This is a genomic window from Prevotella heparinolytica (assembly GCF_002998535.1).
Classification (GTDB): Bacteria; Bacteroidota; Bacteroidia; order Bacteroidales; family Bacteroidaceae; genus Bacteroides; species Bacteroides heparinolyticus.
The window spans coordinates 1,240,703-1,265,029 of record NZ_CP027234.1 but is presented as its reverse complement, the minus strand read 5'-3'; the positions used below and the strand labels follow the sequence as shown (position 1 = coordinate 1,265,029).

General features: G+C 45.7%; 20 protein-coding genes and 1 pseudogene. 14 read left to right on the top strand and 7 right to left on the bottom strand.

Annotation, left to right across the window (positions count from 1 at the left end; translation table 11 throughout):
- Window positions 1-89: 89 nt before the first annotated feature.
- On the bottom strand, window positions 90-521 hold the full coding sequence (gene mscL / locus C3V43_RS05225; RefSeq protein WP_106068894.1) for a large-conductance mechanosensitive channel protein MscL: 432 nt from the start codon (window positions 519-521) through the stop codon (window positions 90-92).
- 141 nt (window positions 522-662) lie between these two features.
- Between mscL and gap the strand changes: the two genes are divergently transcribed.
- From gap to C3V43_RS05195, 6 genes are all read left to right on the top strand, one after another.
- Window positions 663-1,673: a type I glyceraldehyde-3-phosphate dehydrogenase gene (gene gap, locus C3V43_RS05220; protein ID WP_106068893.1), complete on the top strand. Its 1,011-nt coding sequence runs from the start codon at window positions 663-665 to the stop codon at window positions 1,671-1,673.
- A 96-nt stretch (window positions 1,674-1,769) separates the two neighbouring features.
- On the top strand, window positions 1,770-3,866 hold the full coding sequence (locus tag C3V43_RS05215; RefSeq protein ID WP_394336153.1) for a M3 family metallopeptidase: 2,097 nt from the start codon (window positions 1,770-1,772) through the stop codon (window positions 3,864-3,866).
- Window positions 3,863-4,378 carry a DUF4847 family protein gene (locus tag C3V43_RS05210; protein WP_106068891.1) on the top strand — a complete coding sequence of 172 codons (516 nt, stop codon included), beginning with the start codon at window positions 3,863-3,865 and terminating at the stop codon, window positions 4,376-4,378. Before C3V43_RS05215 ends, C3V43_RS05210 begins: the two co-directional genes overlap by 4 nt.
- Window positions 4,379-4,390: 12 nt before the next feature.
- Window positions 4,391-4,825, top strand: a complete 435-nt coding sequence (locus tag C3V43_RS05205) for a dCMP deaminase family protein (protein ID WP_106068890.1) — start codon at window positions 4,391-4,393, stop codon at window positions 4,823-4,825.
- Between the two features lie 144 nt (window positions 4,826-4,969).
- Complete coding sequence (locus C3V43_RS05200; RefSeq protein WP_106068889.1) at window positions 4,970-6,712, top strand: S41 family peptidase; 1,743 nt, start codon at window positions 4,970-4,972, stop codon at window positions 6,710-6,712.
- Window positions 6,630-7,166: a 5-formyltetrahydrofolate cyclo-ligase gene (locus tag C3V43_RS05195; RefSeq protein WP_106068888.1), complete on the top strand. Its 537-nt coding sequence runs from the start codon at window positions 6,630-6,632 to the stop codon at window positions 7,164-7,166. The genes C3V43_RS05200 and C3V43_RS05195 overlap by 83 nt, the downstream gene beginning before the upstream one ends.
- 208 nt (window positions 7,167-7,374) lie before the next feature.
- On the opposite strand, the gene C3V43_RS05190 is transcribed toward C3V43_RS05195, so the two are convergent.
- Window positions 7,375-8,430, bottom strand: a complete 1,056-nt coding sequence (locus C3V43_RS05190; protein WP_106068887.1) for an IS5 family transposase — start codon at window positions 8,428-8,430, stop codon at window positions 7,375-7,377.
- Between the two features lie 72 nt (window positions 8,431-8,502).
- On the opposite strand from C3V43_RS05190, the pseudogene C3V43_RS05185 reads away from it, so the two are divergent.
- From C3V43_RS05185 to hisB, 7 genes and pseudogenes are all read left to right on the top strand, one after another.
- Window positions 8,503-8,703 (top strand): annotated as a pseudogene (locus tag C3V43_RS05185) (hypothetical protein); the annotation flags it as partial.
- Window positions 8,704-8,748: 45 nt separating this feature from the next.
- Complete coding sequence (locus tag C3V43_RS05180) at window positions 8,749-9,645, top strand: IS5 family transposase (protein WP_106068428.1); 897 nt, start codon at window positions 8,749-8,751, stop codon at window positions 9,643-9,645.
- Between the two features lie 11 nt (window positions 9,646-9,656).
- Entirely contained in the window at window positions 9,657-11,444 is a 1,788-nt protein-coding gene (locus C3V43_RS05175) for an alpha-1,3-galactosidase-related protein (protein WP_106068886.1), read from the top strand.
- A gap of 350 nt (window positions 11,445-11,794) precedes the next feature.
- Window positions 11,795-12,646: an ATP phosphoribosyltransferase gene (hisG, locus tag C3V43_RS05170; RefSeq protein WP_106068885.1), complete on the top strand. Its 852-nt coding sequence runs from the start codon at window positions 11,795-11,797 to the stop codon at window positions 12,644-12,646.
- Between the two features lie 68 nt (window positions 12,647-12,714).
- Window positions 12,715-14,007 carry a histidinol dehydrogenase gene (gene hisD / locus C3V43_RS05165; RefSeq protein WP_106068884.1) on the top strand — a complete coding sequence of 431 codons (1,293 nt, stop codon included), beginning with the start codon at window positions 12,715-12,717 and terminating at the stop codon, window positions 14,005-14,007.
- A gap of 22 nt (window positions 14,008-14,029) precedes the next feature.
- Window positions 14,030-15,082: a histidinol-phosphate transaminase gene (gene hisC / locus C3V43_RS05160; RefSeq protein WP_106068883.1), complete on the top strand. Its 1,053-nt coding sequence runs from the start codon at window positions 14,030-14,032 to the stop codon at window positions 15,080-15,082.
- A gap of 9 nt (window positions 15,083-15,091) precedes the next feature.
- Window positions 15,092-16,237 (top strand): bifunctional histidinol-phosphatase/imidazoleglycerol-phosphate dehydratase HisB, encoded by a 1,146-nt coding sequence (gene hisB, locus C3V43_RS05155; RefSeq protein WP_106070473.1) that lies wholly within the window; start codon window positions 15,092-15,094, stop codon window positions 16,235-16,237.
- A gap of 493 nt (window positions 16,238-16,730) precedes the next feature.
- Here the strand turns inward: hisB and C3V43_RS05150 are convergent, their stop codons facing one another.
- From C3V43_RS05150 to C3V43_RS05130, 5 genes are all read right to left on the bottom strand, one after another.
- Window positions 16,731-17,210, bottom strand: a complete 480-nt coding sequence (locus C3V43_RS05150) for a thioredoxin family protein (RefSeq protein WP_106068882.1) — start codon at window positions 17,208-17,210, stop codon at window positions 16,731-16,733.
- Between the two features lie 10 nt (window positions 17,211-17,220).
- Window positions 17,221-17,517 (bottom strand): thioredoxin, encoded by a 297-nt coding sequence (gene trxA, locus C3V43_RS05145; protein WP_106068881.1) that lies wholly within the window; start codon window positions 17,515-17,517, stop codon window positions 17,221-17,223.
- Between the two features lie 133 nt (window positions 17,518-17,650).
- On the bottom strand, window positions 17,651-19,810 hold the full coding sequence (locus C3V43_RS05140) for a S46 family peptidase (RefSeq protein WP_106068880.1): 2,160 nt from the start codon (window positions 19,808-19,810) through the stop codon (window positions 17,651-17,653).
- Window positions 19,811-19,948: 138 nt separating this feature from the next.
- Complete coding sequence (locus C3V43_RS05135; protein ID WP_106068879.1) at window positions 19,949-22,114, bottom strand: S46 family peptidase; 2,166 nt, start codon at window positions 22,112-22,114, stop codon at window positions 19,949-19,951.
- 36 nt (window positions 22,115-22,150) lie between these two features.
- A complete protein-coding gene (locus tag C3V43_RS05130; protein ID WP_106068878.1) occupies window positions 22,151-23,383 on the bottom strand; it encodes an anaerobic sulfatase-maturation protein in 1,233 nt (410 codons plus the stop codon).
- Between the two features lie 188 nt (window positions 23,384-23,571).
- Here C3V43_RS05130 and C3V43_RS05120 point away from each other — a divergent pair, with 188 nt between their 5' ends.
- Complete coding sequence (locus C3V43_RS05120; protein WP_106068877.1) at window positions 23,572-24,324, top strand: DUF4369 domain-containing protein; 753 nt, start codon at window positions 23,572-23,574, stop codon at window positions 24,322-24,324.
- Window positions 24,325-24,327 lie beyond the last annotated feature (3 nt).

Sequence of the window (24,327 nt, the reverse complement as noted above, 5' to 3'; positions counted from 1 at the left end):
CACACGAAAAGCGTATAGGGCACGACAGATTAAAATAAGTCCTGACGGACCTTGCGTCAGGAATGGAGCACCGCTATGCAGGAGTGAATTTACTTTTTCTCTTTCAACAAATCACGGATTTCCGTCAGCAGCACCTCTTCTTTCGTCGGTGCAGGAGAAGCAGCCGGAGCTTCTTCCTTCTTCTTCTTTTCGCCCAACTTGGCAATTAATTTTATAAACAAGAAGATAGAGAAAGCGATGATCAGAAAGTCGAAGGTTGCCTGCAAAAAGTTGCCATAATTCAACGTTACGGCAGCAACCTCTTCTCCATTCACCATCTCGGCAGATTTCATCACCCACTTCAAGTCCGTAAAATTCACGCCACCTACCAGCAACCCGATAGGAGGCATAATCACATCAGCTACTATGGAAGAAACAATCTTCCCGAACGCTCCGCCAATGATTACACCGACAGCCATGTCTACCACATTTCCCTTCATGGCAAAGGCCTTAAACTCCTGCAAAAATGAACTTTTTCCCATCTTTTCAATTATTTAATTATGATTTTCAATGCGAATATAAAAACAATTTCGTACTTTTGCACCGCAAAATAAAAAAAATGCATTTTTAATGTGAGAGATATTTGAACAAATATTATAAGAACCTTTAAAAGTTTAAACAAAATGGTTAAAGTAGGTATTAATGGATTCGGACGTATCGGACGTTTCGTATTCCGCGCTGCACAGAAAAGAAACGATATTCAAATCGTTGGTATTAACGACCTTTGCCCGGTAGATTACCTGGCATACATGCTGAAGTACGACACAATGCACGGACAGTTCGACGGAACGATCGAGGCTGACGTAGAAAAGAGCCAGCTGATCGTAAACGGCAAAGCTATTCGCATCACAGCAGAGAAGAACCCTGCTGATTTGAAATGGAATGAAGTAGGTGCAGAATATGTAGTAGAATCCACAGGTTTGTTCCTGTCCAAAGAGAAAGCTCAAGCTCACATCGAAGCCGGTGCAAAATACGTTGTAATGTCTGCTCCTTCCAAGGACGACACTCCGATGTTTGTTTGCGGTGTTAACGAGAAGACTTACGTCAAGGGTACTCAATTCGTATCTAACGCTTCTTGTACCACCAACTGCTTGGCTCCTATCGCTAAAGTATTGAACGACAAATGGGGCATCACTGACGGTTTGATGACTACCGTTCACTCTACAACTGCTACTCAGAAGACAGTTGACGGTCCTTCCATGAAAGACTGGAGAGGTGGTCGCGCTGCTTCAGGCAACATCATCCCCTCTTCTACCGGTGCTGCTAAAGCTGTAGGTAAAGTAATTCCTTCACTGAACGGCAAATTGACCGGTATGTCGATGCGTGTTCCGACTTTGGATGTATCTGTAGTTGACTTGACTGTAAACTTGGCCAAGCCTGCCACTTACGCTGAAATCTGCGCTGCCATGAAGGAAGCTTCTGAAGGCGAATTGAAGGGCATCCTGGGTTACACTGAAGATGCAGTTGTTTCTTCCGACTTCTTGGGTGACACCCGTACTTCAATCTTCGATGCTAAAGCAGGTATCGCCCTGACTGATACATTCGTTAAGGTTGTATCTTGGTATGACAATGAAATCGGTTATTCCAACAAGGTTCTTGACCTGGTTGCCCACATGGCATCTGTTAACGGTTAATATACAGTTAGAAAATAATAAAAAATGGTGGCTTCTATAGAAGTCACCATTTTTTTTTGCAATTTTGCGAACTATTCATTAGAAAAACCGACCGCCATGAGAAAGAATTTACTAACTTTTATATTACTCTGTTTTATGAACAACCTATCATCACAAAATATATTTTTTGAGCCATACTCCACGTTGCACGGAGTTGTTCCCTTCAACAAGATAAAAACAGAAGATTACCAACCTGCCATAAACGAAGGCATCCGCAGACAAAATGCAGAAATAGAAGCCATCATTACAAACCCCGAAGCTCCAACTTTTGCCAACACCGTGCTGGCTTACGAGAAATCCGGCGAGATGCTTCAACGCGTCAGCACCGTATTCGGTAATCTGCTCAGTGCAGAGACCAACGACGAGTTGCAGGAACTTGCCAAGGCAATCATGCCTCTGATGAGCGAACATGCCAACAATATCAGCATGAACGAAAAACTGTTTGCGCGCATCAAGACCGTTTATGAGCAACGCAACAAAGAAGCTTTGTCCGCCGAACAACAGAAACTGCTGGAAGAGGTTTACAATGGTTTTGTACGCAACGGGGCAAACCTGCAAGGAGAAGCCAAAGAGAAATACCGTGCTTTATCCAAGGAACTCAGCCTGCTTACATTGCAATTCAGTGACAACAACCTGAAAGAGACAAACTCCTATCGAATGGTCATCACCGATAAATCACAGTTGGCAGGCCTGCCGGAAAGTTCAATAGAAGCAGCCGAAGAAACAGCCAAAGAAACAGCAACCGAAGGTTGGATATTCACCCTGCAAGCCCCAAGCTATGGCCCCTTCATGATGTATGCCGACAACCGTCAGCTACGTCGTGAACTTTACATGGCCTACAACACTAAATGTACCCATGACAATGCTTACAACAATCTGGAGATTGTAAAAAAACTAGTCAATGTCCGTTTGGAGATAGCTCGTTTATTGGGCTATGACAACTTCGCCGCATACATCCTGCAGGAACGCATGGCCCAGAACAGCGATGCCGTGTACAAACTACTTAACCGGCTACTGGATGCGTATAGCCCCACAGCCAAACAAGAGTATGCAGAGGTGCAGGCATTGGCACGCCAAGAGCAAGGAAACGACTTCACCTTGATGCCGTGGGACTGGGCCTACTATTCCCACAAGCTGAAGAATAAGAAGTTCAACATCAACGACGAGATGCTACGTTCCTATTTCGAGTTAAGCAAGGTAAAGGAAGGCGTCTTCGGATTAGCAACCCGTTTGTATGGCATCACTTTCAAGAAAAATCCTACAATCCCCGTTTACCACAAAGACGTGGATGCCTACGAAGTATTCGACAAGGATGGTAAGTTCCTTGCTGTGCTCTATACAGATTTTCACCCCAGAGCAAGCAAACGTGCGGGCGCATGGATGACAAGCTACAAGGGGCAATGGATATCCGAGAACAGCGACGAGAATAGTCGCCCGCATATATCCATCGTGATGAACTTCACCAAACCTACAGCCGAAAAGCCCGCTTTGCTCACTTTCGATGAAGTAGAGACATTCTTGCATGAGTTTGGCCACAGCCTGCATGGCATATTTGCCAATACCACTTACGAAAGTTTAAGCGGAACCAACGTTTATTGGGATTTTGTGGAGCTCCCTTCTCAAATCATGGAAAACTTCGCCATCGAGAAAGACTTCTTGCATACCTTTGCCCGCCACTACCAAACCGGAGAATTGATACCCGACGAATTGATACAGCGCATCACAGACTCCGCAAACTTCAATGTTGCCAATGCCTGCCTGAGACAAGTCAGCTTTGGTTTGCTCGATATGGGATGGTACACACGTAATACTCCTTTCGACGGCGATGTGAAAACATACGAAAAGAAAGCGTGGGAAAAAGCGCAAATACTTCCTGTGGTTGAGGAAGCCTGCATGAGTACACAATTCTCCCACATCTTTGCCGGAGGATACTCTGCCGGGTATTACAGCTACAAATGGGCGGAGGTATTGGATGCCGATGCATTCTCTCTGTTCAAGCAAAAAGGTATCTTCAATCAAGAAGTAGCCGATTCTTTCCGCGAGAACATCCTCTCAAAAGGCGGCATAGAACATCCTATGACGCTCTACAAGCGGTTCCGTGGACAAGAACCTACAATCGAAGCATTATTAATCAGAAATGGCATAAGAAAATGATAAACAGAACAAGACACATCGGCTGCATTCTGTTTGTTCTCTCTCTGCTTCCTATGCTGAGTGGATGCAACAACAAGGATGACGTCATAGAAGTTTTCACCGGTAAGACATGGAAACTCAGTCGTTTGACTAACGAAGGCAGCAGCGCACAATTTTATCCCGGCCTGTGGCAAGACGAGAAAGCCGCCAACAGCAGCAAAGAAGCATTAAAGGTAGAAGATAACTTCACCCTGATTTTCGAAGGTTCCGAACTGAACGGTGAACTAATGGGAGCAAGAATCAGCGGACAAGGCATCCGCTCGAGTTTCAGCGGTAGCTGGAGCGCCAATGGAAAGTCGCAGACGGTGACACTCCACCCGGATATAAAAGGTTCTGAAAGCGATGCCTTAGCCAACGCGTTCATCAAGGGACTGAAAACCGTCTATCAATACGAAGGGAATGCTAATTCTTTAACTCTCTTTTTTAAAGACGGAAACACAATTCGGGTAATGGGATTCTCCCGTAAAAGATAAGCATAAGAAATCATGGACGATTCTGCAAAAGATAAACAAGAAGCATTGGACAAACGTTACATACGCATGGCAAGCATCTGGGCTGAAAACTCATACTGCAAACGACGCCAAGTGGGAGCACTCATTGTAAAAGACAAAATGATTATCTCTGACGGTTACAACGGTACTCCTTCCGGTTTCGAGAACGTATGTGAAGACGAGGATAATATCACCAAGCCCTATGTGCTTCATGCGGAAGCCAACGCCATCACCAAGATTGCCCGTTCAAACAACAGCAGCGACGGCGCTACGATGTATGTCACCGCCTCTCCCTGCATAGAATGTTCCAAACTAATTATTCAAGCGGGCATCAAACGGGTGGTCTATTCCGAGAAATACCGTTTGGAAGATGGCATCGAACTGTTGAAACGAGCAGGGATTGAAGTGGTATTTATTGGAAACGATTAATGGACAGTGATTAGCGGTTAGTGATAAGCGACGGAAGCAGAACGATGGGCAGACAAATCGCAAATCGTAAGCAATAAAGCCACAAACAGCAAACCGCAGATTAAAAGTAGTAAGTTGCAAACAACAAAATAGTAAATAAACATCATGGGTACAAAAAACACTTCCCGCTTTATGCCGCTTATCATAGCGATCAGCGTAGTAGTGGGAATCCTTATCGGAACGTTTTATGCAAGACATTTTGCCGGCAACAAACTGGGCATCATAAACAGTTCGTCCAACAAGCTAAATGCACTGTTGCGTGTCATCGATGACCAATATGTCGATACCGTCAACATGACCGACTTGGTAGAGAAAGCCATGCCGCAGATATTGGCGGAACTCGACCCTCACTCCACTTATATCCCGGCACAAAAGTTGGAAGAAGTCAATTCCGAACTCGAAGGTAGCTTCAGTGGCATCGGCATTCAGTTTACTATTCAAGAAGACACGATACACGTAAACAGTGTCATTCCGGGTGGCCCTTCCGAGAAAGTAGGCTTGATGGCCGGCGACCGGATTGTGATGGTCAATGACAGCATCTTTGTGGGTAAAGGAGTAACCAACGAAAAAGCGATGCGTAATCTGAAAGGACCCAAAGGCAGCCAAGTGAAGCTGGGCGTAAAACGCGGCACAGAAAAGGATCTGCTTTCTTTCACCATCACCCGCGGCGATATCCCTCAAAATACCATCGATGCCGCCTATATGATAGACAATGACTTCGGTTACATACAAATCAGCAAGTTCGGACGCACCACACACGTGGAGTTGCTGAATGCCATTGCACAATTGAGCCATGAAAAATGCAAAGGGCTGATTATTGATTTACGCGACAATACCGGAGGCTATATGGAGGCCGCCACGCGCATGGTTAATGAATTTCTTCCGGAAGGGAAGCTGATTGTATATACTCACGGCCGCAAATATCCCCGTATGGAAGAGTATGCCAACGGTACAGGTAGTTGCCAGAAGATGCCATTGGTGGTGCTGGTGAACGAAGGCTCGGCTTCTGCCAGTGAAATCTTTGCAGGAGCCATTCAGGACAATGACCGAGGCACCATTGTGGGACGCCGTTCTTTCGGAAAGGGACTGGTGCAACAACCTATTGACTTCAGTGACGGTTCGGCCATCCGTCTGACCATTGCCCGCTACTACACCCCCTCCGGTCGCTGCATACAACGTCCGTACGAGAACGGGAAAGACAGCAGGTATGAGATGGACTGGATTACCCGCTACGAGCATGGTGAATTTTTCTCAAAAGACAGTATCAAAATGGACGAAAGTCTGCGCTACTCCACAGGCTTGGGAAGAGTGGTATATGGCGGTGGTGGCATCATGCCGGACATCTTTGTGCCACAAGATACTACCGGTGTGTCTTCTTACATGATAGAGGTCAGCAACAAAGGACTGATTCTGCAATTCAGTTTCCAATACACAGACCGTAACCGCTCTAAGCTGAGCGAATACGAAAATGAGGAAAGTTTGTTGAAGTATCTCCGCCACCAAGGCATCATAGAACAGTTCGTGCGTTTTGCCGATTCCAAAGGCATAAAAAGACGCAATCTTCTCATCAACAAGTCTTACAAGTTGTTGGAAAGAAGTCTGTATGGTAATATCATCTATAACATTCTGGGCAGGGAATCCTACATCCGTTATATCAACCAAAGCGACCCGACCGTTAAAAAAGCATTGGAAATTCTGGAAAACGGCGAGGCTTTTCCAAAAGCTCCGGAAAAAGAATCTCCAATCATGGAGGAGAAAAAGAATGATGGAAAGAAAAAAAGAACTGCGCAAACAGGTAGCTTTATTAAAAGCGCAACACCAAGTTTCCGCTACGCATCAGTCTGCTGAAATACTTGCCGCCCTCGAAACACATCCGGCTTTCAGAGCGGCAAATACCGTACTGCTCTACCACTCTCTGAAAGATGAAGTGGATACGCATGCCTTTATCCGGAAATGGAGCCACGCCAAGCAAATACTGCTTCCGGTAGTTGCAGGAGATGATTTGGAGTTGCGGCTGTACACCGGGCCGGAAGATCTTGCACCGGGTGCATACGGTATCGAAGAACCTACGGGAGAACCTTTCACCCGCTACGAGAGCATCGACTTCGTTCTGATTCCCGGCGTAGCATTCGATCGCAATGGTAATCGGCTGGGACGCGGAAAAGGATATTATGACCGCCTCCTGCCGCGTATTCCCTCTGCCTACAAAGCGGGCATCTGCTTCCCCTATCAGCTTGTAGAAGAAGTTCCGGCCGAACCGTTCGATGTCCGCATGGACGAGATCATCACATTGCAAGGCTGAAGGCATAAGTTACCCTCACGGAGATGCGGCTTGCCATCCGCATCTTCATTTTCAGAATGGCAAAATGAATGCCATTGACAGATTGAGACCTCTGCAAAACCTTACCCCATTCTCTATCATTCTTGTTTTTGAGCAATATTGGCTCACCTGCAGTCTATATTTTTGATTTTTAGGCTGTATATGCTCTATTTCATCTCATACTCTCCTCTTATTGGAGAGAATTAGCCACAATTATCCCTGGAGTTCGATATAAATTGTAGGCAATAGCCTCCATGATGTGTTGTGCGTGAGTCTTAGCTAAACCTACATATCTGGCTATCCCACCATGAAACCATCTGTGAATAGATCCAAAGGTACGTTCCACTTTGTACCGTGTCTTGCTGATTGCTACATTAACACGCTGCTCTCTTTCCGTTAGCTTACGTCCCCTTACTCCTTTGTACATGATACGACTCTTGAGCTTCATACGTTTAAGTACATCCCTGTTTGCTGTAGAATCATAACCCTTGTCGGCATAAACAGGTGTACCTTGTGGAAGTTTAGCTTTTTCTAATGGCTTTTCCAAATGTTTGATGTCACTTTCGTTAGCCGGTGTGGTTTCCTCGGCTATCACCAAACCGTTCTCATCTGTAACCGAATGTCGCTTGTAACCGAAGTGTAGCTGCCCCATCTTCTTTACCCAACGTGCTTCACCATCAACATTGGGCTTGACGATCTCTTTAACCACTGCGTTTTCTGCTACATCCCCGCCTGATTCCTCATTGCGATCCTCAACTACTTCGTATTCCTTACGGCCGCGAGGCCGACCGGGACTATCCGTGATACTTGCATCAACGATAGCACCACGCTTAACCAAAACACCAGCCAACTCTAACTGGCGATTTATCTCTTGCAGAACATTGTCGTAAAGGTCGGCTTCAACCAAAATGTTACGGAAACGGCATACAGTTGTACTATCTGGAGCGCAGTCACCCAAGCCTAAACCGACAAAGCCACTGAAGGACAGACGGTCATTTACCTGCTCTTCGACCTCGCCGTCACTCAAGCCATACCATGTACCAAGAAGTTCGGTCTTGAACAACACAAGGCTGTCATAGCTTGGACGACCGGTGGGACGGTTGCCTTTGGTGTAAGCAATTTCAATAAGTCCACGAATGGGATTCCAGTCGATTATCTGATCGATTTGAAAGAAAAAGGTCTGTTTAACCTTACGATGACCAACTATTAGGTCAGCAAAACTCCGAGAAGAAGGACGTTGTTTCATACTATAAAGCTACAAAAATATGATGAAATGAACAAATCTTGAACAATGAGTTTTGCAGAGGTTTCACAACAAGACACTTGTAGCCAACAAGAACTTATGTATTTTATCTGCTCTGCTTTTTTCAACATGGGCAAGAAGCGCAATGACATTGTGAGTTTCTTATTTCAAGTCTTTCCTCTCTATTTTCCTGCTGGAGAAAGTGCATTGGCTAAAAAGATGCCGGGATTGGAAAAAGTTAAGGAAAGAAGGGAAAAAGAAAATAGTCAGAAATAGAACTTTAATTTATTAAGAATGAAGTGATTTAAACTAATTGATCCAATGATAAACAGCGTACTAATAGCTAAAATTGTTATATTATGGGTGAGCAAACTCATTCATAACAACATCCCTATGTACGCTTTGTTGGACAAAGATACAATAAAAAGTGAAATATTGCCTCATTTATGTGTGGGCAAACGTGGTTTCGTAACTCAAAGTAGTCTTGTTGAAATCGTAAATGCCATTCTTTATAAACTGAAAACAGGGTGTCAGTGGAAATATTTACCTGTAGATTCCCTGTTCAGTGACAAGGTTCTGACCTATGGTGGGGTATTCCATCATTATAACAAATGGAGTAAAAAAGGTGAATGGAAGTCTCTTTGGCTTCATCTTTTGAATAAGCACCGTACAAAGTTTGATATGTCAAGTGTAGACCTTGACGGAAGTCATACGGTAGCTATGCGTGGTGGAGAGGAGGTTGGTGATCAGGGTAGAAAAAAGCGCAAGACAACCAACGCTCTTTATATTACAGACCGGCAAGGCATACCGGTTATCATGTCTTCGCCTAAAAGCGGCGAACATCATGATACTCATGACATAAAAAACGTAATCCGCTCCATGATGCATGATCTTGGGATTGCAAAAGTCAGAACAGATGGTCTTTTCTTGAATGCGGATGCCGGATTTGACTGTAAAGCTCTTCGAAGTGTACTTGGCTGTCATGGAGTAGTCGCCAATATCTGCATCAATAAAAGAAACGGGACTCCCAATAATACCGTTGTGGACGAACTGTTGTATGCTGAACGTTATGCCATTGAGAGGACCAATGCATGGATGGACAGTTACAGGACTATTTTAAATCGATTTGAAACAACGGTTAGGAATTGCGAATCATGGAACTATATTGCATTTATGGTAATTCTGCTAAGGAAATATTTGAGAAAAAGAAAAGTTTAAATCACTTCATTATGAAAAAAACAATCTTAATTGTCAGTATGCTTCTGTTTTGCTTGACATCGCAAGTCAAGCCCCAAGATATCAAAGTATACGAAGCCTCCAAGTACGGTTTACTTCCCGACAGTAAAAAGAACGCATCTCCTTTGGTAGAAAAGATGCTGCGGAAAATAAAAACAGAATGTAAGGAGGGTGATAGTATTGTTATTCGGTTTGGCAAGGGACGTTATGATTTTTATGAAAAGGGTTCTGCCGTACGGGAGTATTATATCTCCAATCATGATCAGGAGCAACCCAAGAAGGTGGGTATAGCATTGGAGGATATGAAAAAACTGACATTGGACGGGGCAGGGGCGGCATTCATCTTTCATGGACGCATGCTTCCTATATCTTTGCTTTATTCTGTCAACTGCACACTCAAAAACTTCAGTATAGATTTTGATAATCCGCACATTGCGCAAGTCACGATTGTGGAGAATAATCCTGAAAACGGCATCACATTCGAACCGGCGACGTGGGTGAACTATCGCATTACTAAAGACAGCCTGTTCGAGGTCTATGGCTCATCGTGGAGCATACGACCGGCATGGGGAATAGCATTTGAGGAAAAAACCAAACATCTCGTTTATAATTCAGGCGATCGCGGTTGTCCTCCTAAAGGAGTATATGAAGTTTCCCCCGGAAGAGTCTGCGCTCCGAACTGGAAAGATGCTTGCCTGCAACCCGGAACACGCTTTGTGATGCGCGGGTGGGGACGCCCTACGCCGGGAATATTCCTCTCGCATAATGTCAATACTGTCTTGGAAAACGTGAAAGTACACTATGCCGAAGGTATGGGGCTGTTGGCACAGCTTTGTGAAAACATTACACTTGAAAAGTTCTGTGTTTGTCTGAAGAGCGACGATGACCCTCGTTATTTCACTACTCAGGCCGATGCCACCCACTTCTCCGGATGTAAAGGAAAAATAATCTCTTGCAATGGTTTATACGAAGGCATGATGGACGATGCCATCAATGTGCACGGCACTTATCTAAAAGTGGTAAGACGTGTGAACGACCACACATTGATAGGACGTTACATGCATGGGCAGACATGGGGATTGGAGTGGGGACGGCCGGGTGACGAAGTGCAATTTGTCCGCTCAATTACGATGGAACTGACGAATAAGCAAAACCGGATAGCCTCTATACAATCTTATGACAAAGAGACTGTGGATGGTGCGCGCGAATTTCTTATAACCTTCGAATCTCCTGTGGATACCTGCATCAGCGAGGTAGAAGGATTCGGCATTGAAAATCTGACTTGGTCTCCGGAAGTTCTGTTTGCCAGAAATGTTGTACGCAACAATCGGGCACGCGGAGCCTTGTTCAGCACTCCGAAAAAGACTGTCGTTGAAAACAACTTGTTTGACCATACCTCCGGTACCGCTATTTTGCTATGCGGCGACTGCAACGGTTGGTTCGAGACCGGTGCTTGCCGTCAAGTTCTTATTTGTAAAAACCGCTTCATCAATGCGTTGACCAGCCTTTACCAATTTACCGAAGCCGTAATCTCCATTTATCCGGAGATACCTGATTTGGAAAAGCAACAGAAATATTTTCATGGTGGAGAAAAGGAAAGCATTGTTATTGAAAGCAATGAATTTGACAGTTTTGATATGCCAATTCTCTATGCCAAATCTGTAAATGGATTGGTCTTCCGCAACAATACGATAAAGCGAAATACGGATTATAAACCTTTTCACCCTAACCGGAACTGTTTTAAACTGGAACGAGTGACCAATGTGTCGATTTCCGAATAAGTTTGGAAAGCGCTGCGCAGCTGTTAATAGTATGGAAGAATTTCCCGCAATTTATGTGACAAATATTTTGTGTTTTCAAATAGAAGGTTTATTTTTGTCGCATTAAATAATGAAACAATGAATATTATTCTTGCACATCATCACCATCATCATCCTGGCGAATAACTCGGTGGGCGTATGAGTGTTGTGTATAATAAAAAGCAAAAAAACGAGGCTTACCGACTATTTGGTAAGTCTCGTTTTTGCTTTTAACACGTCTAAAAGGAGTAATCGGAAAGGAATATGAACAACCGTTTCTTTAGGATTGACCCGATAAGTGAATTATAAATCATAAAATAGAAAGAATAATCATGCTAAGAATCGCAGTACAGGCCAAAGGCCGCCTCTATGACGAGACAATGACCTTCTTGGAAGAGTCGGACATTAAGTTGAGTGCCATGAAACGCTCGCTGTTGGTGCAATCGTCTAATTTTCCTCTTGAAGTTTTATTTCTAAGAGACGATGATATTCCGCAATCGGTAGCCACCGGAGTAGCTGATATCGGTATTGTAGGCGAAAATGAATTTGTTGAAAAGAAAGAGAGCGCCGAAATTATCAAGCGCTTGGGGTTCAGTAAATGCCGTTTATCTCTGGCAATGCCGAAAGATATTGAATATCCGGGCATAGAATGGTTTGAAGGGAAAAAAATAGCGACTTCTTATCCTGGGATTCTCTCCACATATTTGGAAGAGCAAGGGGTTGGCGCCGAGATACATGTCATTACGGGTTCGGTAGAGGTTGCTCCGGGCATCGGTTTGGCAGACGCGATTTTTGATATTGTAAGTTCCGGTTCAACTTTGGTGAGTAACCGGTTGAAAGAAGTAGAGGTGGTGATGAAGTCGGAAGCCCTGCTGATTGGCTGCAAGAATATGAGTGAGGAAAAATCGGAGATATTAAAGGAATTGCTGTTTCGTATGGATGCCGTGAGAACGGCCGAAGACAAGAAGTATGTGTTGATGAATGCTCCGAAAACGAGACTGGAAGAGATTGTTGCCGTGCTTCCGGGCATGAAGAGTCCCACTGTAATGCCGTTGGCACAGGAAGGATGGTGCTCTGTACACACGGTACTTGATGAAAGATGCTTTTGGGAAATCATTGGGAAACTGAAAGCGTTGGGAGCGGAAGGTATCTTGGTTTTGCCGATTGAAAAAATGATCGTTTAGCAAGCAGGTTTTGGTAAATGGATGAAAGTAAGTTTTCTTTTTTCAACTTATAACTAAAATAATATACTATGATATTAATATCAAATCCGGATAAACCGCAATGGGCTGAAATTCTGAAACGTCCAATGATGAATACCGAGAATCTGTTTGATACGGTAAGAAGTGTCATCGAACGTGTGAAAGCAGCAGGTGATCAAGCTGTCTTGGAATATGAAAAGAAGTTTGACGGAGTGTCATTACCATCATTGCCCGTACTGGAAGAAGAAATAGAAGAAGCCGATGGACTGATAGGCGAAGATTTAAAAGCTGCCATTTATCTGGCTAAACAGAATATCGAGACTTTTCATGCCGCACAACGGTTTGAAGGTAAGCAAGTGCAGACACAACCGGGTGTAACTTGCTGGCAGAAGGCCGTTGCCATTGAGAAAGTTGGATTATATATTCCGGGAGGAACAGCCCCTTTATTTTCTACTGTATTGATGCTGGCTGTCCCTGCCAAGATTGCCGGATGTAAGGAAATTGTGCTATGCACACCTCCGGGAAAAGATGGAAAAGTACACCCGGTCGTACTGTTTGCTGCAAAAGTGGCAGGCGTGAATCGTATTTTCAAAATCGGTGGTATACAAGCCATCGCCGCAATGGCTTATGGCACGGAAAGCGTACCTAAGGTATATAAGATTTTCGGCCCAGGCAATCAATATGTCACGGCTGCCAAACAACTGGTCAGCCTGAGTGACGTGGCCATTGATATGCCTGCCGGTCCCTCTGAAGTGGAGGTCTTGGCCGACGAAACAGCCAATCCGGTCTTTGTCGCTGCCGATTTATTAAGCCAGGCGGAACATGGGGCAGACAGCCAGGCCATGCTGGTCACTACATCTGCAAAGTTGCAACAAGCAGTACAAACCGAAGTAGAACGTCAGTTGGCCTTATTGCCTCGCAAAGAGATTGCAAAAAAATCTCTTGCCAACAGCAAGCTGATTCTGGTAGATAGCATGGAGAAGGCAATTGAACTGACCAATGCTTATGCGCCCGAACATCTTATTATAGAGACTTCAGATTATATGTCCGTGGCCGACCGTATAATAAATGCCGGTTCCGTATTCTTAGGTTCACTCACCCCGGAAAGTGCCGGAGATTATGCTTCGGGAACTAATCACACCCTACCTACAAATGGCTATGCCAAGGCATATAGCGGCGTCAGTCTCGACAGCTTTATCCGTAAGATTACTTTCCAAGAGATGAAGCCCGAAGGCATTCGTTCCATCGGTCCTGCCATTGAAGTGATGGCAACCCATGAAAATCTGGCAGCACATAAAAATGCCGTCACCGTGAGACTGAATGACATGGATAGCAAAAAATAATCGTTTAATCGTCCATATAATCATGAAACCATTACAAGAGTTAAGCCGTCCGAACATTTGGCAACTGAAGCCTTACTCTTCGGCACGCGATGAATATAAAGGCGCAACAGCATCCGTCTTTCTTGATGCAAATGAAAATCCTTATAACACACCTCACAACCGTTATCCGGACCCAATGCAGTGGGAACTGAAGAAAGAACTTTCGCGTATAAAAAAGATCAGTCCCGACCGCATCTTTCTCGGCAACGGCAGCGACGAAGCAATAGATTTGGTGTTCCGTGCTTTTTGCGAGCCTCGCATAGACAATGTGGTGGCCATAGACCCCACCTATGGGATGTACCAAGTTTGTGCCGAGGTCAATGACGTGGAATATCGCAAAGTTTTACTTGATGAAGAATTCCAGTTCTCGACAGACAAACTTTTGGCAGCATCCGATGCACATACCAAGCTGATTTTTCTTTGTTCTCCCAACAATCCGACCGGAAACGACTTGCTTCGCAGTGAAATAGAAAAGCTGCTTCGGGAGTTCGACGGATTAGTGATACTGGACGAAGCTTATAACGATTTCTCCGAAGCACCTTCTTTCCTTGAAGAATTGGATAAATACCCCAACCTTATTATTCTTCAGACCTTCTCCAAAGCATGGGGATGTGCTGCCATTCGTTTGGGTATGGCATTTGCTTCGCCGGATATTATCGGCATTCTCAGCAAAATAAAATATCCATATAACGTGAACTTGCTGACACAAAAGCAAGCCGTAGAAACACTACACCGTTACTATGAAATAGAGCATTGGGTTAAGACTTTGAAAGAAGAGCGAGAAAATATGGAAAAAGAGTTTGCTAAATTGCCTTGTACGGTACACCTCTTTCCCTCCAATGCTAATTTCTTTTTGGCCCGTATGACGGATGCCGTGAACATATACAGTTATTTGGTCAGCGAGGGTATCATTGTACGCAATCGCCATTTTGTCTCACTCTGCGGAAATTGTCTGCGCGTAACGGTAGGGACACATATAGAAAATGAGAAACTGATTGAAGCATTGAAGAAATACCCAATCGATAAACACATATAGAAGAGAATGATGATGAAAAAGGTACTTTTTATAGACCGTGACGGCACTTTGGTGATTGAACCTCCAGTTGATTATCAGTTGGATTCTTTGGAAAAGTTGGAGTTCTATCCGAAGGTCATGCGTAATTTGGGTTTTATACGCAACAACTTGGATTTTGAGTTTGTAATGGTGACCAATCAAGATGGGCTGGGAACCTCTTCCTTTCCGGAAGAAACCTTTTGGCCGGCACATAATTTGATGATGAAGACGCTGAGGGGAGAGGGTATTACGTTTGATGATGTTTGCATAGACCGCAGTATGCCCGAAGACAATGCTCCGACCCGCAAGCCACGTACTGGTATGCTCATTAAGTATCTGGATGACAGAGAATATGATTTAGCACACAGTTTTGTCATCGGCGACCGTCCTACTGACGTGGAATTGGCAAAGAATCTGGGATGTCGTGCCATCTTCCTGCAAGACGACGCTACTTTGTTGAATCCCGAGAGAGGTGCTACTGCATGCGAAGGCCTCGAAGCTTATTGCGCCCTTATCACCAAAGATTGGGATAAAGTAACGGAGTTCCTTTTCGCCGGCGAACGCAAAGCAGAAGTGCGGCGCACCACCAAAGAAACAGATATCCACGTGGCTTTAGATCTGGATGGAAACGGACATTGCGATATCGCTACCGGACTGGGATTTTTCGATCATATGTTAGAACAAATAGGCAAGCATGGCAGCATCGATTTGACAATTCGCGTGAAAGGTGATCTGGAAGTGGATGAACATCATACCATAGAAGACACGGCTCTTGCTTTAGGCGAGTGTATTTATCAGGCTTTAGGCAGTAAACGAGGAATCGAACGTTACGGTTATGCTCTTCCCATGGATGACTCTCTTTGTCAGGTTTGCCTTGATTTCGGCGGACGTCCATGGCTTGTGTGGGATGCAGAATTCAAACGCGAGAAGATAGGGGAGATGCCCACAGAGATGTTCCTGCATTTCTTTAAATCGCTAAGCGATGCAGCTAAAATGAACCTTAACATTAAAGCCGAAGGGCAAAACGAGCATCATAAAATAGAAGGAATCTTCAAGGCGCTGGCTCGTGCACTGAAAATGGCAGTGAAAAGGGACATTTATCATTTTGAGTTACCCAGTTCTAAAGGAGTGTTATAAAAAGATAGTCTAAACGTTCAATAAAATCTGCCATTGCTTGCGTAAACACAAGCCCGCACTTAATGGGCCGTAAGCCCACACTTTGGAAGAGACATCCCCACACTTTAAGGGAGTTAACCTGACACTTCAGGAAACCTCATCCCACATTTAAGGGAAAGTAAACCGGGAGGGAATATAAACGGCCCAACCGGCTCAATATTCTCATTATTCCCGGACATTGGGTAATACAATAAAAGAGATACTGCTCCATGTGCGAATAGGACAGTATCTCTTTAAAATTCAATAGATATCTCTATCTACAATAGAAGCAAAAAATCACCCATAAAGAGATTGCTTTCAGATTGAATGTCTCTCCCAAACTGTAAACTATCGGGTAGGGCAGGCATTAAAGCTTCTTCGGATAACAAAAACACAGAAACACAGAGAATGCCATCACATGGGGATTGTCACAAGACTCCGTGTTTCCGTGTTCAATACATAGTCTCTTGTACGACTATTCCGTCTTCAGCAGAAAATCGTCGATTACCTTTTTATAGGTTACCTTGTCGGCTGCACCGCGAAAGAATTGAGGTGTTCCGTTCATGGGGATGAATACAAAGAGAGGGATACTTGTGGCGTTGAATAGGCCTGCCAGTTCTTTCTCTTTGTCCACATTGACCTTGTAAATGACTATCTTATCGGCATATTCCTTGGCCAAATCCTTCATGATGGGAGCCGTCATGCGGCATGGTCCACACCAGTCGGCATACAGGTCGATGATAGCGGGTTTGGTTCCTTTGTATTTCCAATCCGAGGATTTCTCATAATCGAAGACTTCTTTGATGAACATCTCTTTGGTCATAACGATTACGCTTCCTTCCTTTTGAGCGGTAATTCCCGTCTTTGTCTGCTCGGGTTGTTTGGCCCTGTCTGTACAAGCAAAGGTCAGTACGCTCGAAAAGAGCAGGGCGGCCATTGTTATAGTTTTCTTCATTGCTTCTTGATTATGAGTTTTGTTCAATGACGGCTTTCAATTCCTTGCCGCTGACTACGCCTGAGTGACGCCATACGGCTTCTCCTTTTTTGAATAAGATAAATGTCGGTACGGCTTGTATGCGGTAGTTGGCTGCAAGCTCTTCTTGCTGGTCTACATCTATTTTTACAATGCGGGCGGCTTCACCAATTTCGCTTTTAAGCTCTTCCAATACCGGATGCATTGCTTTGCAGGGTCCGCACCAAGTTGCGAAGAAATCAACTAAAACCGGCTTCTCTGATTGTATCACTTCTTTAAACTTTTCCATAAATTATTCCTTTCTGTTATAATGTTTATTGTTTCATCGTATAACAAAAGAAACAAATGCTTTGTTCAAAGAGTTGATGCTTGTACCCTCCTTTTGTTGTGTCGCAAGGAGAAAAGTACAAGCATCAGCCTTATTATTTTATGGTTAGTTCCTTGATGAGGTGCGAAGCTCCTGCAAATTTATCGATGATGAACAGCGTGTATCGGATGTCCACGCATGCCGCGCGCTGCGACGAGGGACGGAAGGCGATGTCGCCCGTCAGCCCTTCGTAGTTGCGGTCGAAGCCCGTACCAATCAATTCACCTTTGGCATTGAATACGGGACTTCCGGAGTTACCGCCGGTGTTGTCCGTATTGACGATGAAGCAGACGGGCATCTTTCCGTCGGGAAGAGCATAGCGGCCGAAGTCTTTGGCCTGATACAACTGTTTCAGCTTGGCGGGAACCACGAACTCACGGTTATTCGGGTCTTCCTTCTCCATGACGCCTTTCAAAGTGGTGTAGTAGCCATATTCCACGCCGTCGGCGGGCGAGTAGGGTAGTACCCGGCCGTAGGTCAGGCGTAAGGTGGAGTTGGCGTCCGGATAGATCGGCTTCCCGTCGGCAAGTTTCATGTCCATCATTCCTTTTACCCAGACTTTATGGGCGGCATCGTAGTTCGTGTTGGCATCCTTCATGGCGACGGCTGTCTGCAACAGGCCGTCGGTAATGGAGTACTTGAACAGAATCATCCAGTCGTAACTGATTTTGTACAGACCGGGTTTCCGTATAAACTTGGCGAAGTTCTCTTTGCTCCCGAAAATGGAATGGTCGAAGCAAGCGTCGATGAATGCGTCACTGTTTCCTTTGAAGCGTTTATCTATTATCTTGAAGATGCCGATGCGTTGCTCTGCCGGAATATACTGCATGTACGTCTGCAACATCTTTTTGCCTACCGCGCGTTCCACTTCGGGGAAGGGGACGGAGGCAAAATATTTGTCGGCTGCGGTTTGCAGGCTGTCTGCCGCCGCCTTGATTCGTGCTTTGTCCTTACTCTTCAAAGCTGCAACCAGCGCCGCGGTGCCGGGGATGCGCATGAAGTCCAGCCCCGTTATCAAGGCTTCCTGAATGGCTTGCTGATGATAGAGGGCCGTGCGGCGGTGCTGCACGATGTCGCGTATCTGTTCAAAGGCTTTCCGGTAAGAGTCATCGCCTTTTGAACGTCCGTAGGCAAGTAGTTGCTCCTGTTGCGCTCGTTTGGTGTCGAGAACTTTCAGCCGGACAAGTCCTTCGTTCATACCGATGGCATTTTTCCAATAGTTGGCCGAAGAGGCATACTTGCTGGCGTAGTGTATGCGTATGGCATCGTTCTGCACCATTTGTTCCATAAGGGCTTTCTGGCGGACGTCGCGCACATGGTGACGCATGAAATTGGTGGTTTGCATGCGTTCTTCCACTTCGTCGGAAATCATATAGCGCCAGTTGCGGCCGGGGAAGCCCATGATGAAGGTGAAATCTCCTTCACGATAACCGTCGAGGCTGATGGTGAGGTGCTTCTTCACTTTCAACGGAACATTGTCCTTGCTGTATGCCGCCGGTTTCCCGTCTTTGTCGGCATAGATGCGGAAGATGGAGAAATCGCCGGTGTGGCGGGGCCACATCCAGTTATCGGTATCTGCGCCGAACTTGCCGATGGAGGAGGGAGGAGCGCCTACCATGCGTATGTCGCTGTAAGTTGTCTTCACGAACAGGTAGTATCTGTTTCCACCGTAAAACGCTTTCAGTTCCAGTTTTCGTCCCGGAGTCAGGACAATGCCTTCGGCTTTGGCAAAGCGGTCGGCCACCATATTGAGGTATTTGGGCGATAGATAGTTGGTTCCGTTAGGGTCTGCATCTGTCTTCAACTGTTGGTTCACGTAGTCCGTCACGTCCAGAATCTCGTCGATGTATGTAATTGTAAGCCCCTTGCATGGAAGCTCCTCTTTGCGCGACATGGCCCAGAAACCGTTCGTCAGGTAGTCGTGCTCCACACTGCTGTGTTGCTGAATGGCTCCGTATCCGCAATGGTGGTTGGTCAGTACCAGCCCTTCGGCTGAAATGACTTCGCCGGTACATCCGCCTCCGAAGTGCACTACGGCGTCTTTCAGGGCAATGCCTGTGGGATTATAGATTTGGTCTGTCGGTATCAATAACCCTAATTCCGTCATGGCAACCTCGTTTTGTTTCTTGAGGTCGGTCAGCATCCACATGCCTTCATCGGCTCGTGCCATGAACAGTGCTGATGTAAAGAAAAGTGATAATAATGTCTTCTTCATGATAATCTGCGTTAGAAGGTGTTCTGAGAGGGGGTGGAATCACTCGGTGACTGAAACCATTTCAGTCGCCGAGTGAAATGGTTTCAGTCCCTGACTGATTGTGGTTCAGTCGGCGAGTCATTCCCCAAGAGAGAAAAATTACTCGATTATGTTCATTTCTTTTATCAAATGTTCGCAGTTGCCCAACTTCTCAAGGATGAAGAGTACGTAGCGGATGTCCAGATTGATGCAACGTTGCAGGTTGTTGTCGAAGTTGATATCTCCGCTCAATGACTCCCAGTTGCCGTCGAAGGCGGTACCGATGAGATGGCCTTCGGCATTGATGACAGGACTTCCGGAGTTACCGCCGGTAATATCGTTCGTGGTGAGGAAGCAAACCGGCATCGTACCGCCTTTCATGGCATAGCGGCCGAAGTCTTTCTTTTGAATCAGCTCTTTCAGTTTGGCAGGAACCGTGAACTCGCGGTTTTCAGGATTTTCTTTTTCAAGAATGCCGTCGGTGGTCGTATAATAATTGTAGCGTACGGCATCTTTCGGGCTGTAGGCCTTCACATTGCCATAGGTCAGGCGGATGGTGAAGTTGGCGTCCGGATAGGATGGCACGGGTTGCTTCATCTCTCCCAAACCACGGATGTAAGCTTTGTGCAGCAGGTCAAGTCCATTGCTCTGCTCGCCGTGTACCTTGCCCAGTTCCTGTATTTTGAGGTTCTTGGAGCGCGAGTAGGCTGTTGCCGGGTCGCGTTCTATCGCTTTCACAGTAGGCTTCTTCAAGAACTTGTCGAGGTTGCTGCGGTTTGAGAGGATGGAGTTGTCATACAGATTGTCCACATAGGCATCGTAATCGTCCTTGAATTCGTTGCGGATGGTGTTGTAGAAATCGGGCAATTCATCTGCGTTCAAAGCTTTGGCCAAGGCGGGCAGGATGGCTTTTGCTACGGCACGGTCCACTTCGTGGTCATAATCTTTGTTGTGTATGCCGTCATAAGCTTCTTCCAACTGTTTCTTGGATGCTTGTAGCAGCGAGTCGTTTTTCTCTTCGAGCGCTTTCTTGATGTTGTCCATAATCAGGTATGTACTTCCGAATTCAATAGCTCCGCGCAGTGCTTCGTTGGTGTAATAGAGCTGTCGCAAGGTGGGGGTACCCTTTTCTATGATGGCGTCTATCTTCTCTACCACGCCCTCATATTCAGGCTTTCCTTTGGCAAATTCGGCATATCGCTTCTCTATTTCGGCTTTGGTGTTTAGCACGTCGTTATCTATGATGGCTTTGTTCATGCCGATGGAATTCTTCCAGTAGTTGCTGCTTCCCGCAAATTTGCTGGCATACTGGATGCGTGTCTTGTCGCTGGCATTCATGAACTTGCGCAATACCTCCAAACGAACGCCGCGCATATCTATCATGGCTTGGTTGACAGCTTCCATGCGCTGTTTCACCTCGCTCCGGGTCAGGTAGCGTCTGGTGCTGCCGGGAAAGCCCATAATCATGGCATAGTCTCCTTCTTGCAGTCCCTTGATGGAGACGGGCAGGAATTTAGGCGTTTTCAGAGGTACGTTGCTTGCGCTGTATTCGGCAGGTTCGCCGTTGACATCGGCATAGATGCGGAACATGGAGAAGTCTCCCGTATGGCGGGGCCACATCCAGTTGTCCGTTTCACCGCCGAACTTCCCTACCGACGAGGGAGGAGCGGCAACCATGCGGACGTCGCTGTACACTTTGTAGTAAATCAGATAGTATTTATTCCCCGCATAGAAAGGCAAGGCTTGAGCCACAATGCCCGGCTTGGCGTTGAGGTCGCTCTTTTCCAGCTCTTCCTTTGCCAGCTTGTTGAGGAAAGGGCGTGTCATGGCATTTACTTCGTCCACCTCTCCGGCTTTCACTTTTTCGTTCACCAAGTCGGTGATATCGACAATGCGATGCACAAAACGGAACTTCAATCCCGGAGTGGGCAACTCTTCGTTGCGGTTTTTGGCCCAAAAGCCATCCGTCAGGTAATCGTGCTCCACAGAACTGTGCTGCTGAATGGCACCGTAGCCGCAGTGATGGTTGGTCAGAATCAATCCTTCGGGCGAGATAATCTCACCGGTACAGCCACCGCCGAAAATGCCTACGGCATCTTTCAGAGATACGCCGTTCGGATTGTACAAGTCGTCGGCCTCTAATTTCAACCCTTGTTTCTTCATCATTTCGATGGAGTTCTGCTGTTTTATCAGTTGCAGCAACCACATTCCTTCGTCTGCGCGTGCCGAGCAGACCGTCCATGCAGCGACGGCTGCAAGCAAACATTTCTTTACTGTTACTTTCATATTGTTTTTTTTGTTTAATGGTTTATGCTTTTATCTTTATTTCAACTTTCCTTCTTTTATTGCTTCCATGACGTTGGCAGGCGGGCGTCGGTTCATCAGCTCGTTTTTCATGAAGTCCATATAGGGAGCTGCATGACCGAAGAACTCATGATAACCGGCGCAAAGATAATTGAGTCCCGGCTCGCCGTCGGATGTATATGCGAAACGGTTTTTAGGACATTCGCCGTTGCAGGCGAACAGCCATTCGCATTCGCGGCATTGGGAGGGTAGCGATTGCTGTTTCATCAGGCCGAAGGCTTGCTGCTTTTCGCCGTACATCATCTCCACTAAAGTCTTTTGATGGATATTGCCCAACTTATATTCGGGGAAAACGAAATGGTCGCAAGCATATACGTCGCCGTTGAATTCCATGACTCCTGCATGGCCGCAAGTCTTTGCCATGGTGCAGACACCCGGTTGTTCGCCCATCCAATTGGCGAGAGTGGAGTCGAACAGCTGGATGTAATAAGTGCCCACATCCTGCCGTACCCATTCGTCGAACAGTGTGCAGAGAAAGTGGCCCCACTGTTCCGGGCTGACGGAGAAGTCGGCCAATTCCGTACTTTTTTCTTTGTCGTTCAAGGAAGCAAGATGCCGTCCGTCTTGATGAGGAGCGATACGTTCTACGATGGGCGCAAACTGGATGTACCGGCATCCGATTTCTTTGAAGAAGCGGTAAAACTCCAATGGGTAATCGGCGTTGAAGTCATTCACCACCGCCATTCCGTTCCATTCCACGCCGTGCTTTTTCAGCAGGTTGATGCCTTGCATCACTTTTACGAACGACGGTTTGCCTTGTTTGTTCTTCCGGTATTCATCATGAAACTCCTGCGGTCCGTCGATAGAGATGCCCACCAGCCAATTGTTTTCTTTGAAGAATTCACACCATTCGTCGGTCAGCAGCGTACCGTTGGTCTGAATGCAATTGTCTATCGTTCTTCCGTCGGCATATTTTTTTTGCAGTTCCATCGCCCTTTTATAGAACGACAGCGGACGCATCAATGTTTCTCCGCCATGCCAAGTAAACAAAACCTGAGGCATGGTTTGCGAATGGATATACTCCTCGATGAACTTTTCCAGAAGTTCTTCGCTCATCACGTGCTTGGGATTCTCTTTGTATAGTTTGGACTTTTCCAGATAGTAGCAATATTCGCATGCCAGATTGCATACCGCACCTACGGGTTTCAACATAACATAGAGCGGTTTGGCAAAAGGAGCGTAGGTCGACATGTGTAGTTCTTTCTGTTAAGGGTTCTTGTTTTAATTCAGCTTGTTGCTCTGTGCAAAATTCAACAAGCCTCTTATGCTTTGTAATTGTGCAAAAATACGTAAACCGAATGAAAAATCCTTTCTTTCTATTTGGTTTATAAGGAATATTAATACCTTTGTCAGGTGTAATTTCAAAAATAGTCTCGCGCATGATTAGAATAAGTGTGAATCGCATTTTGCCTTTTTTGCTCTTGCTCATTCTCTTTGTCTCTTGCAGCCGCAAGTATAAGATAGAGGGTAACTCTTCGGTAATCGGCCTTGACGGAAAAATGTTATTCCTTAAAATGCTTCAGGACGGACAATGGGTATCTGTTGATTCGGCAGAGGTTATTCATGGCCTTTTTAAGATGAACGGGCCGGCCGATTCTGTCATGATGGTGACACTGTATATGGGAAATGAAGGCATAATGCCTCTGGTGCTGGAAGATGGAAAGATAGAGGTTTCCATCTCCAATTCTCAACTGCTTGCCAAAGGAACTCCCTTGAACGACAAACTATACGAATTTATAGATAAACGCAATGCGCTGGAAGTGAAAATTGAAGAATTGGAACGGAAAGAAGCACGTATGGTGTTGGATGGCGCCGACTTGGAGAATGTGCGTCAAGAACTTTCGAAAGAAAGTGCAACATTGATAAAGGAGATGAACGACTACGTCAAACAGTTTATTACCGATAACTTTGAGAATGTACTGGGGCCGAGTGTCTTTATGATGATGTGCAGTACGATGCCTTATCCGGTAATGACTCCGCAAATAGAAGAAATAATGAAAACCGCTCCCCTGTCTTTTAAAGAAAACAAGCAAATTAAGGATTTTCTGACAAGAGCCAAAGAGAATATGCAGTTGCTCGAAGAGCAACGCCGCATGCGGCAGAATATAATCTTGGGCGAAGGGCAAAAATAGCAC